Here is a 19,534-nt window from a genome sequence, read left to right as displayed (position 1 = left end):
GTCGAAACCAGCACGTCCACGCCGGGCTTCAACAGGGTCTGGAGCCTGCTTTGGCACGCCGCTATCTGCCCTCCGAGGCTGGCCGTGGTGGAACTGTCTGACGGATGGCAGTGAACGGCTCGGAGATCCAGACCGTATGCGACCCAATTCAAGGTCGGCCGTTGCCCCTTGCATCACACGGATACCGGGTTAGTTGTGTGCCCCGGCCATGGTTGCGGACGGGGCCCCCCCGGGCCTGACTGCTTTCCGGAGCACAGATCTGGCAAGGATCGGGTCCAGTGGTGGTTGATGTGGTTCTGAGTGGCTCCACGACAGCAACGTCTGCGCATTCTTTTTACTTGAGCCCAATGGCCGCGTTCAAGGTTTCAGGCCGCGGCAACGGAGACACTTGGAGGGGTGCCGGACCCTGGGTGCGGTGAACCTGGCCTGTCGGTTGGGGCACGGTAGCCAGATGAAAGGGCCCGTCGGGTGTATCATGCCCAGTCGTGGATTCGTGGAGGTGGAATTGCGCGGCACCCAGGGATGTGGAAGCCCTGCTGGGACAGAAGCGTCTCAGGCGAGGTCTTCGAGGAGCAGCCGGGAGGTAATGCGTGCGGATTCGAAGATGACCGGCAGGCCGCTACCGGGGTGGGTGCCCCCGCCAACCAGATAGAGTCGGTCGAATTCCTCAAAGCGGTTGTGCGGGCGAAAGATTAGCATCTGTCCCAGATTATGGGCGAGGTTGAAGGTTGCGCCCTTGTAAATGTTCATCTGTTGTTCCCAGTCGTCCGGTGTGATGATGCGCTCGAAACGGATGCGCGGCTCCAGGTTGCGGACGCCGATCCGCTCAAGCTGTCGCAGCACCAACTGGCGGAATCTGTTGCGTTCCTGGTTCCACTGGATATTGGGGTGCCTGTGGCTCACCGGCACTAGAACGTAAAGGAGGCTGTGGCCGGCCGGTGCGAGCGTGGGATCCGTGCGGCACGGATTTTGGACGTAGAACGATGGGTCCTCCGAAAGCACGTGGCGCTGCTCGATGTCCTCGAGGTTTCGGCGGTAATCGGCTGCAATGTAGATGTTATGGTGTTGCAGCTCCTCGCAGGTTCCCTCAATGCCCAGGTACATCATGAACGTGGAACAGGAGAAGCGCTTTCGGGCGATGGTTTCGTCGGTCCATTTACGGCGCAGATGGTTTGGAATGAGGGTGGTCATGGCGTGGGCGAAGTCGGCATTCACAACGACCGCATCGGCATCGTAACGAGCCGTCGCGGTTCGGACCCCAACGGCACGGCGGTTTTGGATCAGGATTTCCAGGACCGGTTCGTTCAGGTGTAGCTCAACTCCCATCTCTGTGGCGACCCGTGCCATGGCGCGCGTGAGGGCGTTGCAGCCGCCGATGGGATGCCAGATGCCATATTCGTACTCCAGGAAGGACAGGATCGAGAACAAGCTGGGACACTGAAACGGGGACATGCCCAGGTACTTGGACTGGAAGGTGAATGCCAACTGAAGGCGGGGATCGCGAAAGTAGCGGGCCATTTCGGCATGGAGCGACCTCCACGGCTTCAAATGCGGCAAAACGGCGAGCATGCGCCGGTTGACCAGATCCTGCCATCCCTCAAAGGGCATTTGCAGGCAGGGGGCAAACTTTTCGAGCTTGACCCGATTGTTCTTCAGGAAAAGGCGGAAGGCGCGGGCATCCGTGGGCGAAAGGCGTGCGATTTCGGCCTCCATGCGGTCGACGTCGGGGGAACAGAGCAGCTCGCCGCCGGCCCCAAACACCAGCCGGTATTGGGGGTCCAGTCGCTTCATGGGGACCTCCTGATACAGGTCCCGGCCCACTGCGGCGAAGATTTCCTCGAGCACCTGGGGATAGAGAAAGAAGGTGGGGCCAAGGTCGAACCGAAATCCGTTGCCTTCGAGGCATGAAGTGCGCCCGCCGACGCGGGGCTGCTTTTCGAGGATGATGACCTGCAACCCGGCCCGGGCCAAAAGCAGGGCGGCGGCCAGTCCGCCGGGTCCGGCTCCCACAATCAGGACGCGTTTTGGCATGCCGGTGGATTAGCGAAGATTGGTCCGGGTTGCAAGGTCACCATCGTAACAACCACCTTGCCAGGCACTTCAGCCTGGAAAGCGCCAACCGCGAAGGCGGATAGCGCCACCGCCAGTCCGGGAAGAGTGACCGACGCAACACGGGCCGGTAATGCGAAAAGGTCTGGAAACTGGCATGACCGTGGTAAACACCCATCCCGCTGGGGCCCAGTCCCCCAAACGGCAGTTCGCGGGCAGCCACCTGGAGGATTGTGTCATTGATGCAGACGCCGCCGGAGCGGGTTCGGGCCAGGACCCGCTCCTGGATGGCGCGCTGCCGTGTGAACAGATAGAGCGCGAGAGGGGCGGGTTGTTGAGCCAGCCATTCCAGGGCCTCATCCAAATGTCGGAAACTGAGAATGGGCAAAAGAGGGCCGAAGATCTCCTCTTGCATCAAGGGCGCATCGGGCGAAACGTCGGTGATGAGCGTGGGACCGAAGTACAGACTTTCCGCATCCATGTCGCCGCCCAAGATCACCCGCCCACCCGACAGCAAGGAACGCAGACGTTCGAAATGCGCCCGATTCACAATGCGCCCATAGTCGGCGCTCCGGCGGGGGTTGTCCCCGAAAAACTCGCGGATGGCGCGCGTGAGGGCTTCGATCAGGGCCTCGCACACGGGTTCCTCCACCAGGACGAAGTCCGGCGCCACGCACGTCTGACCGGCGTTGAGAAACTTGCCCCAGGCAATGCGCCGGGCGGCCACGTCCAAGGGTGCATCCTTGCACACGATGCAGGGAGACTTGCCGCCCAGCTCCAGCACAACGGGGGTGAGATGGTGTGCCGCGGCCAACATAACGCGCCGGCCTGTGGACCGGCTGCCCGTAAAGAAAATCTTGTCAAAGGGCTCACTCACCAGGGCTTCGGCCAGATCGGGCCCCCCTTCCAGCAACCTTACATGGGCAGGGGAGAACGTGTCGCGAATCAGCCGGGCGAGGGCCCTGGAGGTTTCGGGAGCCAGTTCCGAAGGTTTGAGCACGGCACAGTTGCCAGCCGCGATGGCTCCCACCAGGGGCATCAGCAACAGTTGCACCGGATAATTCCACGGCCCCAGAATGAGCACCACACCCAGCGGCTCGGGCTGAATCCATCCGCTGGCTGGGAACGCCAGAAGGGGCACCCGGCGCCTTTGCGGTCGAACCCAGCGACGCAGCTTGGCCGCTGCGTATTCGATCTCGGCGGCTACCATCGCGATCTCGCTGACCACGGCCTCAGGAGCGGGTCGACCGAGATCTTTCGCCAGCGCCTGAAGCAGGAAGTTTTCCCCGGCCTTGAGGGCATCCTGCAGGCGGCGCAACTGTTCGACCCTGAACTCGAGCGGACGGGTGGCGCCGGTGCGAAAGAATGCGCGCTGCTCGTCGAGGATTTCCCTTACCGTTGTCATGGGCTTGCAAGGATCGGCCGTCATGCTAAAGCTCGTCAAGGTATGGTTCGCGGCTGGGTCATGATGGCGATGCTGGCTGTCCTGGGGCTGCGGGCGGAGCAGGCGCCCTGTGAGGCACTGATTCGGGGAGTGAAGGAGTTTGCACGCGCCTACCGGGACTGGGACGGGGCCGGGTTTCAAATGTCGGCCCGTTCTTTCGAAACGGCTGTGCAACAGGATCCCGACTCGGTTCTGGCACGCTACTGGCTGGGTGTAACTCAGTTTCACCTCGTCTTGTGGCTCCGGCACCCCTCGGGGAGCTGGGCAGATGCGCCGCCGGAGGGGCCGGTGCTGGAAGCTGCGATTGAAACCCTCCGCGAGGGCATGCGGCTGGATCCGGAACAGGCCGAAATTCACGCCCTGTTGGGCACGCTCTACGGCATGAAGGCCGAGGGTGGCCTGGGGCGGGCCCTTTGGCTGGGGCCGCGCATCGAGCGGCACAAGCGGTGGGCTCTGGCCCATGGTGCGGAAAATCCCAGGGTGCAGTATTTGCTCGGCGTCTGCCGGTTTCACACCGCCCGGAAGCCGGCAGACTGGCAGGAGACGCTGGCCATACTCCGAAAAGCCGATACCCTCTTCACCGCGGAAGGGGATGGCCCGGCAGGACCGACTGAACCTCGGTGGGGTCACCCCGGCTGCCTGACTTTTTTGGCGCTGGCACACGAGCGTCTGGGAAATGCCCCGGAAGCCGCCGTGTGTTTCCGCCGCGCGTTGGAACTGCAGCCCGTCAACCGGCTTGCCCGGGAGGGGCTTCAGAGGTTGTCAAAAGTTGCTCCCTGACCACCCTGCCCCCCACCATCCATGCAGGCGAACAAGAAGGTTATCGTGATCGGCGCGGGCCTGGGCGGGATCTCTGCCGCCATTAGCCTGCGCCAAGCGGGTTACGAGGTTGAGCTCCTGGAAAAAAACGAGCGGATTGGCGGAAAGCTCAACGTCCTCAGGGCGGAGGGATTCACTTTTGACCTGGGTCCCTCGATTTTAACCCTGCCGCACATCCTGGCCCGCCTGTTCGAACGAAGTGGCCGGGAGATGCGGGACTACATCACCCTGCGCCCGGTCCGGCCCCACTGGCGGTGCTTTTTCGAGGATGGAACGGTGGTCGATCTGGTGCCGGAACCGGCCGCCATGGCGGAGCAGGCCCGCCGCGTGAAAGAACCGCCGGAGAACGTGGAACGGTTCCTGGAGTATTCCGGCCGCCTCTTTGACCTGATTCATGAGGGGTACTTTGAGCAGGGGTTGGATAACTGGCGGGATTTCGCCCGGCATTACGGGCTCTGGAAGTTTCTTCGGTTTGACCTGTTCCGGTCCATGCACCAGGCGGTGGCGGCGCACTTCCGCACCTCATACTTCCGCGACATTTTCGATTTTTTCATCAAGTACGTCGGCTCGTCCGCGCTCCGCGCACCTGCGTTCATGAATTGTCTGCCCACAATCCAGTTCCGTTACGACCTTTGGTACGTGGACGGTGGGCTGTATCGCATCGCGGAGGCGCTCCAACGGTTGATGCAGGAGCTGGGGATCCGAATTCAATGCGGCGTGGAGGTCATACGGATCACACGCAACGGATCACGGGTCACCGGCGTGGTCACGGCAGAGGGTGCATTTCACCCGGCTGATATCGTGGTGTCCAACATGGAGGTTGTGCCGGCCCATGCTGAGCTGCTGGGTGAAGATCGGACGGTTGTGGCGTCGTTGGAGAGGAGGTTGGAGCCGGCGTGTTCGGGCCTGGTTATCGATGTGGGGCTCGACTGTCAGTACCCGCAGCTGGCGCACCACAACTTCTTTTTCAGCAAAGACCAGAAGGCCCACTTTGCCGAGGTGTTTGAGCGGTATGAACTGCCGAGCGACCCCACGCTGTACGTGGTGGCCGCATCGCGTACGGACCCCACGGTGGCTCCGCCGGGATGTGACTGCCTGAAGATTCTCCCGCATATCCCCTACATTCGGGAGGATCGCCCCTGGGGACCGCAAGATTATGAGGCCCTCAAAGACAGGGTCCTGAGCAAGCTGGAGCGCATGGGGCTCAAAGACCTGCGCAGGCATATCGTTTATGAGCACGTTCTAACGCCCCCCGATATCCGGCGCCTTTACCATTCCCATCGGGGATCCATCTACGGGGTCGTCAGCGACCGTTGGAGGAACCTTGCGTTCAAGGCTCCCAAGCAGAGCCGTCGTTACCCGAACTTGTTTTTTGTGGGCGGCTCGGTGAATCCGGGCGGCGGAGTACCGATGGTGCTGCTCTGCGGGCAGAATGTGGCCAAACAGGTGATGGCATGGGACCGGAGCTGATCCTGCCGCTGGCAGCGCTGGGAGTATCCTCGATCGGATGGGCGTTGATCCCATATCTTCGAACGCCCCTACCGGCGCCCGAGCGTGCAGGCCGACGGCGACTCACCGTGATCATTCCAGCCCGGAACGAGGAGCATAACCTTCCACGGCTCCTTGAATCCCTTCGTCGGCAGCCTGCTCCACCCGACGAGGTGATCGTGGTGGATGACGCTTCCACGGACCGTACCGCTGCCATTGCCCGGGCTCACGGTGCCCGGGTGATCTCCTCAGCACCGCTTCCCGATGGCTGGCGTGGGAAACCCTGGGCATGCCAACAGGGCGCGGACGCGGCCGGCGGAGAAATCCTTTTGTTTTTGGATGCCGATACGTGGTTTGAGGCCGGCGGCTTGGACAGGGCGTTGTCCATGTATGCCGGAGGCGCTTTCTCCCTGGCCCCCTATCATGTAATCCGTAAGCCCTACGAGGAATTGTCCATGTTCTTCAACATCCTTATGGCCCTGGGAGCGGCGGGGACGACTCTGTTCGGCCCCATGTTGTTGGTGGATCGGGAGAGCTACCGGCGTGTGGGCGGGCATGCACGTGCAAAGGAACGTATTCTGGAAAATGTGTGGTTGGGCGAGGCTTTTCGTGAGGCCGGTGTGCCTGTGCACAGCGGCGTGGGGCGGGGGATTCTGTCCTTCCGCATGTATCCGGGAGGGGTACGAGAACTGGTGGAGGGTTGGCTGAAGGGATTTGCCTCCGGAGCGGGTAAAACCGGCAGACTCAGGCTGTTCATGATCATCACCTGGCTGACAGGCCTGACGGCCGTGGCGCTGGGCTGCTGTGTTACCCAGGGGGCATGGCCCTGGGCGGTTGCCTATGGTGCGTGCGTTGTTCAGGTTGCCTGCCTGGCCCGTCGGGTGGGCTCGTTCGGAATTCCCGCGGCCGTCTTATACCCGCTTCCGCTGCTTTTCTTTTTCGCGCTTTTCCTGACGGGAACGGCGCGCCGCGGTGGGGAGGTGTCGTGGAAGGGACGAACCATCCATGCTGACTGAGCTTCCCACCTGGCTGACTGCTTTGTTGAACGTGATCGGATGGCCGGTGATCCAGTTGGGTTGGGCATGGATCTTTACCCGGCTGCCGTCCCGGTGGTTCCACCCGCCGCGCGGATTTGCCTGGGAAGCACAGGGACGGCTCTACGAACGCCTGTTCGCCGTCCGTCGTTGGAAGGATCGACTGCCGGATGGCGCTGCCTGGTTTCGGCACGGTTTTCCGAAATCGGCTTTGAGATCCTCACAAACCGACTACCTCCGAGCCTTTCTCGTGGAGACGTGGCGGGGCGAGCTGTGTCACTGGGCTGCACTGGCCTCCACGCCGGTCTTTGCATTATGGAATCCTCCCTGGGCCATCCTCATCATGACCCTTTGCGGGCTGCTGTTGAACATCCCGTGCATTCTGGCCCAGCGCTATAACCGGATCCGATTGCGGCGGCTGGTCGAAAAGCGCGTCACCACTTCGTCTTGATGCCGCAGGCCCGCAAAAGGCACCAGCCGCGTGCGGCCTCGTACAGGCAGAATACCCCGAGCACGGCCAGCAGGGCGGCCAACCGACGATCCTGACCAACCGCCCACCAGGCAACGCCAAGCAATACAATCCCGACCGCGGCTCGCAACCATCGGCCCGTGGGCCCAATATTGGGTTGAGAAGACTTCACGGTCGCAATGTAGCACTTCACAACAACCGGTAAACACGGCAGGTTCGCCAGCCCCGGCGGGTATGCGGAACAGCACTTCTCGATCGTGGCCTGAGACCCGGACGGATTGTAGGCTGGCAGGCGGGTGCGACGGTCCACTTCGGTGAACCGGCGCCGCGAACTGCAGTTGGACCCTCGTGAATTCCCGGCACCCTCACGGCTGCCGTCCAATGACGCCCTGACGCCTGATCCTCGCCAGGGGCTCACGAATTGTGCAGGCCCTCCAGAACGGCAGACTTGAACAAGCGGGTCGCTTGGGGTCTGCTGGGGCCGTTGGTATGCGAACGTGCATGCTCCGTGGCTTGTTGTGGGTTCCGGGCCTGCTGCTTCTGACGAGCGGGATGGTGCTCAGCGCGCACGCCGTGGATGCGACAGCGGTGAAACGCCTTCTCGCCGACCCGCCCCGCCATTACACCAGCGCGCCCCTGTGGGTGTGGAATGACGCGATGACCGAGGAACAGGTCCGTGACACGCTGCGCGACCTTTGCAGCCAACAGATCCGACAGGTGTTCATCCACCCCCGGCCGGGCTTGATGACCCCCTACCTGGGGCTGGAATGGTTCCGGCTGTGGAAGGTGGCCCTGGACGAGGCCGAACGCCTGGACATGAACGTTTGGATCTACGACGAGAACTCATACCCGAGCGGTTTTGCCGGTGGATGGGTGCCGGAGCTGATGCCCGAGTCCCGCGGCATGGGCCTGCATTTCTTCGAAACCAACGCCCCGCCCGAATGGACTACCGACACGGTGGCCGTGTTCCAGCTGGGGGATGACGATGCCCGCGATGTGTCCGGCCGGGTAAGGTCGGGCGAGACTCTCCCGCACGGTCGGTATTGGGTGGCCGTGATCCGGCAGGCCGAAAATTCACCATGGCACGGCAACCGTTTCTACGTGAACCTGCTGACCGAGGGCGTCACGGAGAAGTTCCTTGAGGTCACGCTCGGGGCCTACAGGCGGGAGGTGGGCGGCCAGTTCGGCCATCGGATTCCGGGAGTGTTCACCGACGAGCCGAACATCCGGCCTGCGGGAGGATTCCCATGGTGTCCCGACCTGCCGGAGCAGTTTGAAAAGCGGCGCGGCTACGATTTGTTGGCCCATCTGCCGGCACTGGCGCGCGAGCTGGGGGACTGGCGGCGGGTGCGCCATGACTACTTCCGCACCCTCAACGAGCTTTTCATTGAGCGGTGGGCCAGGCCCTACTACGAGTGGTGCGAGGCGCACGGATTGAGCTTCACCGGCTACTATTGGGACCACGAATGGCCTCAATGCCTGAACGTTCCGGATAACATGGCCATGGCCGCCTGGCAGCACATCCCGGGGATCGATTGCCTGATGAATCAATACGCCGAACACACCCGTGCCCAGTTCGGTAACGTGCGGTTCTGTCGGGAAATCTCCAGTGTGGCCAACCAGCTCGGCCGCAAACGCACACTGGTGGAGCTCTATGGGGCCGGGGGATGGGACTTGCGGTTCGAGGATATGAAGCGCATTGCCGACTGGCTCCTGGTGTTGGGAATCAATCTCATGGACGAGCACCTCAGCTATGTGACCCTACGGGGCGCCCGTAAACGCGATCATCCCCAGAGCTTCAGCTATCACGAGCCCTGGTGGGAGGCCTACCAGGTTCATGCGCGCTACCTGGCGCGGCTCTCGGCCGTCATGTCCCAGGGCGAACAAATCAACCGCATCCTGGTGCTGGAACCGACGAGCACCGCCTGGATGTACCAGGGCCATGAGGCCGGGCTTCGGCAACTGGGCGATTCGTTTTTCAACCTGTTGATGCGCCTCGAGGCGGCCCAAATCGAATATGACCTGGGTTGCGAGTCCATTCTGGCCGAGCACGCCGCCGTGGAAGGCAACCGGCTTCGTGTGGGCCGGCGCCTCTATGATGTGCTCGTACTGCCGCCGCTGTGCGAAAACATTTCATCCAATCTGCTGGAGCTGGGGGATCGTTTCCGGGAGGCTGGCGGCCGGGTGTTGTGCCTGAGAGCGGCCCCTGCGCGCGTGGACGGTGCACTCTCACCGCGCCCGGCCCATTGGGCGACCCGGACTGGATGGGTTGCCACGGACCCATCCCGCGTAGTGGAAGCACTCCATCGCCTGGCGCCTCCGCAGGGGGTTCGGATCATCCGCGCGGCGGCCGACCGGGGCATTCTTTTCCATCACCGCCGTCACATCGACGACGGCCAGATCCTGTTGCTGGTGAACACCAGCATGCAGGAGCCCTCGGCCGGCACCATTGAATCGGACCTTCAGGGTGTGGAAAGATGGGACCCCTACACGGGTGCCGTGGAGCCGTACCCATTTCAGAACACTTCGAACGGGCTCAGGGCCGACTTTCGGTTGCCGCCATCCGGAAGCCTTTTGTTGTTCCTGTCACGGCAACCGCTGGAGCCCGGACGACCGGTGAGGGAGGAAATACGTCCGGTGCCGCCCATCCGGTTGGCCGGAGGTTTGGCCACCCATCCGGCGGGACGGGAAGAGGACGTGGATGCCTTTCTGGAAATCCAGCGGCTGGAACCCAACGTGCTGACGTTGGATTACGTGGACGTGTCCGCAGCCGGGGAGACACGATCGAACGTGTATTTTTACCGCGCCAACCAGTTTGTGTGGCAGAAACATGGTGTGGAACGCAGCCCGTGGGACAACGCCGTTCAGTTCAAGGACGAGTTGATCTCCAGGACGTTTCCGCCCGATAGCGGCTTCACGGTCAGCTACCGTTTCTCCATTGAAGGCGCCGTGCCACCCGACCTGGCTCTTGTTGTGGAACGACCCGACCTTTACACCATCACCTGCAACGGCCGGGCGGTGGAACCGGTACCGGGTGCCTGGTGGCTGGACAAGGCTTTCGGCCGCATCTCCCTGGCTTCGACCGCACGAACCGGAGAAAACGTGGTCACGCTCACGGCCCGGCCCTTCACCATGCTGCACGAGCTGGAGCCGGCTTATGTGCTGGGCAGCTTCGCCCTCAAACCGGTGGCGCGGGGATTCGCGATTACGCCGGACACCCCGATCCAACTGGGCAGAGCCCAACCCCGACCGGCTCACGGCTACAACCCTGACGGGACAGCCTGGCTGACCGTCGGCATCGGATTCCAGGAGGGCCGGGAGGACCGCGCTCCATACGTGATCTTTGATCTGGGCCAGGTGACGAATGTGAACCGGATCAAGATCTGGAACTACAACGAGGCGCACGTGCGCGACCTGACGTTGCGGGGCGCCGGGAGGATCCGAATCAGAGCCGGCGCGGAGCCGGACTCAATGAACGAGGAGCTGGGCACGTTCCATCTCCGGCGGGCTCCGGGCGGTGCTTATGACACGCCCGACATCCTGCCCGTGAGCGACCGGGCGGTGCGGTACGTGCGCCTGGACATTTTGTCCAACCTTCGTGGTGTTGAATACCCGGCCGAAGGTACGCCGGAGGACCACGGTTTTGTGGGCCTTTCGGAAGTTCAGTTCTACACCGCTGAGGACCATCGATTGGCGAACGTGAGAGTGCATCAGGTGTCCAGTGAACTGGCATCGCACCGGCGAAATGCCATCCATTTGGTGGATGGCAGTGGTCTCGACGAAACCCATGGACTGGGTTGGAATACCCAGGGCCACCCGTTCTATGGTGCGGGGGTTGCCTATCGCCAGCGATATGCGTTGCCCCACCCGGAGGGCCGGTACTTCGTCCGGCTGCAGGGCTGGCAGGGCAGTGTGGCGCGGGTGAATGTTAATGGCCAACGGGTTGGATATATCCTGGCACCGCCCTGGGAACTCGAGGTTACCCGGCAACTCCGTCCCGGCACCAACGTGGTCGAAGTTGTGGTGATCGGTACCCTCAAGAACACCCTCGGCCCCCATCATGGGGATCCCCGTCCGGGTAGTGCATGGCCGGCCATGTTTCAGGAAGGTCCCGAAGAAGGCCCGCCACCCGGCGTGCGCTACAGCACGATTGCTTATGGTTTGTTCCGGCCATTCCGGCTGGAGCAGCACCTGCCGCGGACCGACCTCCGGCCGGAAGGGTTGTGAGTCGTCGTACGGTACACGGTTGGATCTGGAACTGATTTGACTTCTTACCAGGTTCCACAGACCAACCGGTTGGGATCACAGGACAGCATGGCCTCTTGCTTGTCGTGAATCTTTCGCGGGTGCATGCGCATTTTGGTGTGATCTTTTTCACGCGAAACCACGGAAAAACCCGGGCCATGGCGCGGTCCGGCCATTGAGGCGCCCGCGTTGAGTCTGAGGTTCTTGCGGTGGCAGTTCCGAGGGTGCCGCAGGCGTTGCCGGGATCCTCAGCGTACAAGGCCCTGGTGACTGAAATGTTTGCACCAAGATGCGGGATTTTCCGCGATTCAAAATGGCGGAACAGTATCAGCACCGGCCTGACGCGAAATGCGATGGGTGCTCTCCGGGCGACCGTGCCTGGAGGGGCATCCGGTCCCACGGCGTGCAGAGACGACACGGGGAGTGAGGACCCGACCGACCCGAACCAGATGACCAGGTTTTACTGCTCAGATCTGGCCCATTGCCCGATCGGGTGTAGAAGCAGCGCGAATCCGTACTCTTGACCGACCGTTGACACCGTGACTCGGGCACGAACGGTCGCCCGAGGGGAGCGGTCCCCGGGTCCGGCAGCACCTGCGGGCCGTCGAACAACGGTTGTTCTGTTCTTCGACCCTATGAACAGATCGTTGGCGGCCACCCACTCGCGCAGGTTGGGTGGGAGCAGCAGTGGGGCATCGCGGTCAATGGAAAGAAAGCGTGTCGCCTAACCTTTCAGATGCGGTCAGCCGCGCTCCTGTTAAACGGTGGGATAAAAACATCGCCCTCCCCAGGTCCGACAGGCTGCCAGTGGACCGCCATGCTTGGCCCGCGCCAAGACTTGTCGTTGCAGCTTTCGTGGTGGTTCGGCTGGCGTGCTGCGAGCGGTCAGGGCTTTGGTTTGGCGCCCCGTGCGCATCCACACTGACCTATCCGCGGGTGAGGCTTACGGACGATTTGGGGCATGACGTGGCATGAACAAGTGCGAGCGGGGTGGCATTGGCGGCGCACTGGAAGACGCGGGTGGGGCGAACCGGCGACCGGGCGGCTTGGGGCAACTGGATGGGCAACCATGCCGGGCTTATCGGGCTGATCCTTGCCCCGATCGGGCTGCCGGTGCACCGGGCAACGGCCGGATCCGCAGTGGCAAAGGCGAAGGGAATTGGATCCGGGACGGCCGGGCCGGACCGGGCGCTTCGGCACCCTGGGAGGTGGACGCCAGGGGTTAAGGCCCCTCTGGGCGTGTCATGGACTTCGGGCCCGGTTCGGCTGCGGGCCCTCGAGCCTCGCGCGCCTTTTCGAATTCCTTCGGATTCTGCGTCCGCGGGCTTGTATCGGATCCAGGCCGATTTGGGGCGCCTGACGGCTCGTTTCCCATCGAGTGCAAGTTCCTCTTGAAGCGGGGGCAGGGTTGGCGCAGAGTGAGAGGCGCCAGGGCCCACGGAATGCGGACAAACGAACCCCGCCAGGGCCGGAAGGCAGCAACGGTAGTTTGCTCTGCATCTGCCGTGGTCACCCTGGCCTTTGGATTTTCCCGTCTCCACGGGGGGCGTTCCTGCTGGAGGCGCGGTTTTCGACCCCGGTCATGTCTTATCAGGTCATAGCGCGCAAGTATCGGCCGCAACGGTTCAGCGAGGTGGTGGGTCAGGAGCATGTGACGCGGACCCTGGCCAATGCCATTGCCCAGAACCGGATTGCCCATGCGTACCTGTTTTGCGGGCCGCGGGGCACGGGCAAGACGACCATTGCGCGGATCTTTGCCAAGTGTTTGAACGCCACCAACGGGCCCACGGTGGAGTTCTCCGATGACGATCCCCGGTGTCGCGAGATCGCCGAGGGCCGTTCCCTGGACGTGCTGGAAATTGACGCTGCCAGCAACCGGGGCATTGACGAGATTCGCAGTCTTCGTGAGACGGTCCATTATGCGCCGGCCCAGTCCCGATTCCGCATCTACATCATCGACGAGGTGCACATGCTGACGCGGGAGGCGTTCAATGCGTTGCTCAAGACGCTGGAAGAGCCCCCCGATCACGTGAAGTTCATGTTTGCGACCACGGAGCCGGAGAAGGTTCCCGCCACGATTTTGTCCCGTTGCCAGCGATTTGATCTGCGGCGCATCCCCACCGCGCTGATGGTGCGGCACCTGGCGCACATCGCGCGGCTGGAGGGGGTGGAGATCGACGAGGCGGCTCTGTACGCCATTGCCCGCGGGGCGGACGGGGGGCTGCGGGATGCGGAGTCCACGCTGGATCAGTTGATCAGCTTCTGCGGCAGGCGAATTCAGGAGAGCGACGTGCTTTCGATGTACGGGCTGACCGCCCGGGACCAGTTGCTGGGTCTCAGCGGGGCGATCCTGCGCGGCGACCGCATCGGGGTGGTACGGTTGCTGGATCAATTGCTGGGGCAGGGCAAGGATCCGGGGCGCCTGTTGGGCGACCTGGTTGGGCATTTTCGCAATTTGATGGTCTGGCAACTGGCGGGGGACGATGCCGAACTGTTGGACCTGTCCGAGGCGGAGCGGACTGCCTTGAGGGAACAGGCGGGGTTGGTGACCTGGGAAGGGGCGGCGCGGATTGTGGAGGTGCTGGCGGATGCCGAGAACCGGCTGGGCGACGCGGTGTCGCGGCAGGTGATGCTGGAAGTGGCGCTCTTGCGGGCCATTGAGGCTCGGCAGGCGGTGAGTCTGGAGTACGTGCTGGAGAAGCTGCGAGCGCTCCGGAATGGTTTGGAAGTGGAATCGAGGGAGTCGGCGACGAACCCCGGCTCGACGCCGTCCGCCGGTGGGTTTGGGGGGCAGCAGGACCTGGAGACGGCTGCGGTGAGTGGGCTGGATCAGTCCGTCCCGGATGCGCGCCCGGCTTCTGCCACCGCCGCTGCGGCTGGTCCTCTAGCCTCCGGAGCCGCACCAGCCTCCACGCCCACCTCGGACGAGGCGTTCTGGGCCCGGCTCCTTGACACTGTGGGCCGTGCCAGCCCGTTTTTGCGGAGCTATCTTGAGCATGCGTACCTGGCCCGGCGCGAGGGTCAACGAGTGGTGATTGGCTTCCCGCGGGAGTGGCAGGAGTACAAGGCGTTGGCGGACACACCGCAGTTCCGCCAGGTTTTGGAGACCAAGCTGCGGGAGCTGGGGATGCCAACGGCTGAAGTCACGTTTGTGGTGGCAGACCCGCCGGTGACGCAGCCGAGTCCGGGGTTGGCGGATGCACCGGCGACCGGAGTCGGGGCTGGCGGTGCTCCGCAGACGCCGGAGGCGGGGGCGGGGGCTGTCGGTGGCGCGTCGGGGACGAGTGGGACCCGGCCTGCGGCCCGTGCGCGCAAACCCGCCGGTGAGACGCCGGCGCCGCCCCTCAAGCTGGACCCGGAGGAGTTCAAGAACGATCCGTTGATTCGGCAGGCTTTGGAGATGTTCAAGGCGCGAATCGTCAAGCAAGGTTGAGCGGAGCAGGTCGGGACGGGGCTGAGCCCCTCGGCCGCCGGCCGCCTCGGAGAAAGGAGCACGTCCATGTCGAGCCTGGGTAAAATGATCAAGCAGGCGGCACGCCTGCAGCAGCAGATCGAGCAGGTGCAGAATCAGTTGACGCAGCGGACCGTGGAAGCGACCAGCGGGGGTGGCGCGGTCAAGGTGGTGGTTCGCTGCGACGGTACGCTGGTGAGTCTGAAGATTGACCCGCAGGCATTGAACCCTGCGGATGCCAGCCTGGTGGAGGACATGATCCTGAGCGCGGTGAACCAGGCGCTGAACCGGGCCAAGGAGATTGCCAATGCGGAGATGGCCCGGGTCACCGCCGGTTTTCAGTTGCCGGGGCTGATGTGAACGGGGTCCATGGGCGGCAGGGAGGTGCCGGAGTTGAAACCGGAGCTTGCATGAACGGTTGGCCGGAACCGTTGACAGCCCTGATCACGGCGCTGACGCGTCTGCCCGGTGTGGGGCGTCGCTCGGCGGAACGGATGGCGCTGTTTCTGGTGCAACGCGAACCGGCGCTGGCGCAGGAGCTGGCCGACGCGATTCTCCGCGCCCGCGCGAGCATTCACGCCTGCACCCGTTGCGGGGCGTTGACGGAGGCATCGCCCTGCCGACTTTGCACGGACCCGCGCCGGGACGATTCGTTGCTTTGCGTGGTGGAACGGCCGACGGACGTGCTGAGCATCGAGCGTTCGGGCAGCTACCACGGTCGCTACCATGTGCTCGGGGGGCGGATCTCGCCGCTGGAGGGGGTCGAGGCGGACGACCTGCGGATTGCCGCCCTGGAACAACGCCTGCAGGCCGAGCCGGTGCGGGAATTGATTCTGGCCCTGGGAACGGACGTTGAGGGCGAGGCCACGTGCCACTATCTGGCCAGGCGGCTGGCCCGGCCGGGTCTGCGAATCACGCGCATCGCCCACGGCCTGCCGGCGGGCACCGGGTTGGAATACGCCGATGAAGTGACCCTGGGCCATGCCCTCCAGGGCCGGCGGGAGATGACCTGAGCCGGAACCGGCGGGTCTGCGGACGAGTTTCCATGACAACTGTACGACCTGAAATCGTGGTGTTCGACCTAGGAAAGGTGCTGCTGGACTTTGATTATCGGATTGCCGCGCGACGGATTGCCGAGCGCAGTCGGGCGACCGAAATCGAGGTTCGGGATGTGCTGGATTCCCCGGATCTGCTGTGTCGGTACGAGAGCGGTCGGATCGGCCGGGAAGAGTTTTTCGAGACGGTGCGGGCACGCACCGGGTTCCGCGGCGACCTGGCCGAGTTCGCCCATTGCTTTGCCGACATTTTCTGGCCCATCGAACCCATGGTGGCGGTGCAGGCCCGTCTGCGGGAACGCGGGATTCCCACCTGGTTGTTTTCGAACACGAACGACCTGGCCATGGAACACATCCGCCGGCATTTCCCCTTCGTCCACAACTTCGACGGCGTGGTGCTCTCGTACGAGGTGCGGTCCATGAAGCCGGCTCCCGGCATGTACGAGGTCCTGGAACGGCTGACCGGCAGGCAGGGCCCGCAGATTGCCTATTTGGACGATCGACCCGAAAACGTACAGGCGGGTTTGGACCGCGGTTGGCAGGCGTGGGTTCATACCGACCCGGAATCCAGCCGGCAACGCCTTGCCGAGTTGGGGCTGTTGTGATCCGGTCCCCCGGCCGCCGACCGGGTGAAACCGGCAATGGGCGGGATCCCTGGCACGGGCCGCTTGTGGGGGGTGGTTGGTGGCGCCGCCCGGCAGGGGGTGGGGGACTGCGGCCGATGCTTTTACGGTTGCCGGTGCCTGGATTTTGGCCTAGCTGTAGGGCCAAACCAGAACCTGAGGAAGGAGGGCGTGATCATGAGCGTGTTGGCATGGATCGCATTGGGTTTGTTTGTGTTGGTGTTGCTTGCGGTGTTCTGGCTGATTGGTGCCTACAATCGGCTGGTCACGTTGCGCAACCGGTTCAAGAACGCGTGGGCGCAGATCGACGTGCAATTGAAGCGTCGTTATGACCTGATACCGAACCTGGTGGAGACGGCCAGGGGTTACCTGAAACACGAGCGCGGCACGTTGGAGGCAGTGATCGCCGCGCGCAACGCCGCCGTGCAGGCCAGCGGTCGCGTGGGGGCCAATCCGGCCGATCCCGAAGCCATGAAAGCCCTTGTGGCGGCCGAGGGAACACTGGCCGGCACGCTGGGCCGGTTGTTCGCCCTGGCCGAGGCCTACCCGGATCTGAAAGCCAATCAGACCATGGCGCAGCTGATGGAGGAACTGACGTCCACCGAAAACAAGATCGCCTTTGCACGCCAGGCATACAACGACGCCGTGATGGTTTACAACACGCAGCGGGAGAGTTTCCCCACCAACATCGTGGCCGGAATGTTCAACTTCGGGCCGGCTGAACTGTTCCAGGTGGAAAAGCCCGAGGAACGTGCTGCGCCGCGGGTGTCGTTCAGTTGACCGGTGGCTTTCGCGGGCTGCGCGTACCGGGACGGTTCCGGTTTCCCTGCCCCTGACGATTTCATGGCACGGGATGCACGGCAGCTCGGAGAAGGCCGGCAACAGTGGGAAGATTCTCCGCGATAGTTCCGGGCCGTTGGTTCATGGATTTCTTTTCCGCACAGGATCAGGCTCGAAAGCGAACCCGCCGGCTCGTACTCCTCTTCACCCTGGCGGTCCTGGGGATTGCCCTGGCTGTTTATGGGGCCATTTGGGGTTGGTTGCGGCTCATGGAAGACCCCGGGTCGCGGGGCAGAGGGGCGCCGGCACGGGCTTCATGGTGGGAACCCCGTGTGTTTTTGTTTTGCGTGGGCGGCACGCTGGCCGTGGTGGCGACGGGCAGCTGGATCCGGATCCTCTCGCTCCGGTCCGGCGGGCGCAGCGTGGCGGAGAGCCTGGGTGGGCGGTTGATTCGTCCCGACACCCGGGACTTTCACGAACGCCGCCTGCTCAACGTGGTGGAAGAAATGGCCCTGGCCTCGGGTTTGCCGGTGCCTCCCGTGTATGTGTTGGATGATGAGCCCGGGATCAATGCATTTGCCGCAGGGTATCATCCCACCGACGCGGTGATTGGCGTGACCCGCGGTTGCATGCAGTTGCTGAACCGGGACGAGCTCCAGGGCGTGATTGCCCACGAATTCAGTCACATTCTCAACGGCGACATGCGGTTGAACATCCGGCTGATCGGCTGGATTTTTGGCATCCTGTGCCTCAGTGAAGTGGGGCGGATTTTGTTGCGCTTTCGGGGCCGCAACAATCCGGCGCCTTTGTTGGGGTTGTTGCTCATGGTCCTGGGATCGCTCGGGGTCTTTTTCGGGCGTCTGATCCAGGCCGCGGTCAGCCGTCAACGCGAGTACCTTGCCGATGCTGCGGCGGTGCAGTTTACCCGCAATCCCCAGGGCCTTGCCGGTGCCCTGAAGAAGATCGGGGGACTGGTGCACGGGTCCGTGGTGCGGCACCCCCGGGCTTCCGAGGCGGCCCACCTCTTTTTCAGCTCGGCCCTGTACAGGGCCACCCTCTGGTGGGCCACGCATCCGCCATTGGAGGAGCGGATCCGCCGACTTGATCCCGCGTGGGACGGAAAGTTCCCCGTCGTGACCCTGACACCCTCCGGCGAACCGTTGGGGCGCGAAACGCTCGCCCGCGGGGGGCCCGCGCCGGACCTGGCAAGTGCGCTTTGGGGTGGGGGACGTGTGCCGGCCGGGGCCGTGGCGGCCCGGGTGGGTCGGCCCGGACCGGCTCAGCTGCGTTTTGCTGCGGCTCTGAAGTCCGTGCTGCCCCATGAGGTATTGGAAGCGGCCCGCGACGTGATCGGCGCCCAAGCCGTCGTGCTGGGCGTGGGGCTCAGTGCCGACCCCGAGTTGCGGCATCAGCAGAAGATGGGACTTCAGACCCGTGTGCCGCCCGGCGTGTACAATCGCCTGTGCGCCCTGGAACCCCTGCTGGCAGGGATACCACCGGGGGCCCGGTTGCCGCTGGTGCAACTGGCCCTGCCGGCGCTCCATGGCATCGAGGCGGAAGATTTTGTCTTGTTCAGCCACGCCCTGCGCTGGTTGATGGAAAGCGACCGGCAAATTGACCTGTTCGAGTACACGCTGCAACGAATGGTGCGGCGCCACTTGACGGCCCGGTTTTACCCCGAGCGCGCCCGGCCGGTGCAATACTACGCACTGCGGCCCTTGGAGCCTGCCGTCCGGGTGGTCCTTTCGGTCCTGGCGCGTGCGGGTCATTCGGATCCGCGGCAGGCCGAACACAGTTTTCAGGTTGGATGGCAGTCCTTGTTTGGAAACGCTCCGGCGCCGCCCCTGCTGCCGGCCGAATCCTGCGGTCTGGCGCAGCTCGATGCGGCGCTCGAACGTCTCGCCCACGCTTCACCGGCGATCAAACGCCGTGTTTTGGAAGCTTGTGCGGCAGCAGCCTCGGCGGACGGGCTGCTCGAGGTTCAGGAGGCCGAGCTGCTCCGTGCCATCGCCGACGCGTTGGATTGCCCTGTGCCACCCTTCGTGGAGGGCCTGCAGCCGGCGTCTTGAAGCGTGCC

General features: G+C 63.6%; 14 protein-coding genes and 1 other RNA gene. 12 read left to right on the top strand and 3 right to left on the bottom strand.

Annotated elements, in window-relative coordinates; translation table 11 throughout:
* Positions 1 to 552: 552 nt before the first annotated feature.
* Positions 553 to 2,031: a phytoene desaturase family protein gene (gene crtI, locus G4L39_RS06110; RefSeq protein WP_165106723.1), complete on the bottom strand. Its 1,479-nt coding sequence runs from the start codon at positions 2,029 to 2,031 to the stop codon at positions 553 to 555.
* Between the two features lie 37 nt (positions 2,032 to 2,068).
* A complete protein-coding gene (locus G4L39_RS06105) occupies positions 2,069 to 3,454 on the bottom strand; it encodes an aldehyde dehydrogenase family protein (RefSeq protein WP_165106721.1) in 1,386 nt (461 codons plus the stop codon).
* A 42-nt stretch (positions 3,455 to 3,496) separates the two neighbouring features.
* Here G4L39_RS06105 and G4L39_RS06100 point away from each other — a divergent pair, with 42 nt between their 5' ends.
* The 4 genes from G4L39_RS06100 to G4L39_RS06085 are packed head-to-tail and all read left to right on the top strand — an operon-like array spanning position 3,497 to position 7,285.
* Positions 3,497 to 4,273: a hypothetical protein gene (locus G4L39_RS06100; protein WP_165106720.1), complete on the top strand. Its 777-nt coding sequence runs from the start codon at positions 3,497 to 3,499 to the stop codon at positions 4,271 to 4,273.
* 21 nt (positions 4,274 to 4,294) lie between these two features.
* Positions 4,295 to 5,782 (top strand): phytoene desaturase family protein, encoded by a 1,488-nt coding sequence (locus G4L39_RS06095; protein ID WP_165106718.1) that lies wholly within the window; start codon positions 4,295 to 4,297, stop codon positions 5,780 to 5,782.
* Entirely contained in the window at positions 5,767 to 6,816 is a 1,050-nt protein-coding gene (locus G4L39_RS06090; RefSeq protein WP_165106717.1) for a glycosyltransferase family 2 protein, read from the top strand. The genes G4L39_RS06095 and G4L39_RS06090 overlap by 16 nt, the downstream gene beginning before the upstream one ends.
* Complete coding sequence (locus G4L39_RS06085; RefSeq protein ID WP_165106715.1) at positions 6,806 to 7,285, top strand: glycosyl-4,4'-diaponeurosporenoate acyltransferase CrtO family protein; 480 nt, start codon at positions 6,806 to 6,808, stop codon at positions 7,283 to 7,285. Before G4L39_RS06090 ends, G4L39_RS06085 begins: the two co-directional genes overlap by 11 nt.
* On the opposite strand, the gene G4L39_RS15750 is transcribed toward G4L39_RS06085, so the two are convergent.
* Positions 7,269 to 7,475 carry a YgaP-like transmembrane domain gene (locus tag G4L39_RS15750; protein WP_165106713.1) on the bottom strand — a complete coding sequence of 69 codons (207 nt, stop codon included), beginning with the start codon at positions 7,473 to 7,475 and terminating at the stop codon, positions 7,269 to 7,271. The two genes, G4L39_RS06085 and G4L39_RS15750, sit on opposite strands and share 17 nt — an antisense overlap.
* Positions 7,476 to 7,792: 317 nt before the next feature.
* On the opposite strand from G4L39_RS15750, the gene G4L39_RS06075 reads away from it, so the two are divergent.
* From G4L39_RS06075 to G4L39_RS06040, 8 genes are all read left to right on the top strand, one after another.
* Positions 7,793 to 11,530 carry a glycosyl hydrolase gene (locus G4L39_RS06075; protein WP_205880825.1) on the top strand — a complete coding sequence of 1,246 codons (3,738 nt, stop codon included), beginning with the start codon at positions 7,793 to 7,795 and terminating at the stop codon, positions 11,528 to 11,530.
* A 1,444-nt stretch (positions 11,531 to 12,974) separates the two neighbouring features.
* Positions 12,975 to 13,071, top strand: an RNA gene (gene ffs / locus G4L39_RS06070) — signal recognition particle sRNA small type.
* A 59-nt stretch (positions 13,072 to 13,130) separates the two neighbouring features.
* A complete protein-coding gene (gene dnaX, locus G4L39_RS06065; RefSeq protein ID WP_165106710.1) occupies positions 13,131 to 14,981 on the top strand; it encodes a DNA polymerase III subunit gamma/tau in 1,851 nt (616 codons plus the stop codon).
* Between the two features lie 66 nt (positions 14,982 to 15,047).
* Positions 15,048 to 15,359 carry a YbaB/EbfC family nucleoid-associated protein gene (locus tag G4L39_RS06060; RefSeq protein WP_165106709.1) on the top strand — a complete coding sequence of 104 codons (312 nt, stop codon included), beginning with the start codon at positions 15,048 to 15,050 and terminating at the stop codon, positions 15,357 to 15,359.
* 50 nt (positions 15,360 to 15,409) lie between these two features.
* Positions 15,410 to 16,012, top strand: a complete 603-nt coding sequence (recR, locus tag G4L39_RS06055) for a recombination mediator RecR (protein ID WP_165106707.1) — start codon at positions 15,410 to 15,412, stop codon at positions 16,010 to 16,012.
* A 32-nt stretch (positions 16,013 to 16,044) separates the two neighbouring features.
* The gene (locus G4L39_RS06050) at positions 16,045 to 16,659 is read left to right on the top strand and encodes an HAD family hydrolase (protein ID WP_165106706.1); all 615 of its coding nucleotides are present in this window, start codon (positions 16,045 to 16,047) and stop codon (positions 16,657 to 16,659) included.
* A 195-nt stretch (positions 16,660 to 16,854) separates the two neighbouring features.
* Positions 16,855 to 17,457, top strand: a complete 603-nt coding sequence (locus G4L39_RS06045; RefSeq protein WP_165106705.1) for a LemA family protein — start codon at positions 16,855 to 16,857, stop codon at positions 17,455 to 17,457.
* A gap of 143 nt (positions 17,458 to 17,600) precedes the next feature.
* Positions 17,601 to 19,526, top strand: a complete 1,926-nt coding sequence (locus G4L39_RS06040; protein WP_165106703.1) for a M48 family metallopeptidase — start codon at positions 17,601 to 17,603, stop codon at positions 19,524 to 19,526.
* Positions 19,527 to 19,534 lie beyond the last annotated feature (8 nt).

This window comes from Limisphaera ngatamarikiensis (genome assembly GCF_011044775.1).
Lineage (GTDB): Bacteria > Verrucomicrobiota > Verrucomicrobiia > Limisphaerales > Limisphaeraceae > Limisphaera > Limisphaera ngatamarikiensis.
This window is presented reverse-complemented; position numbering and strand designations above follow the sequence as displayed.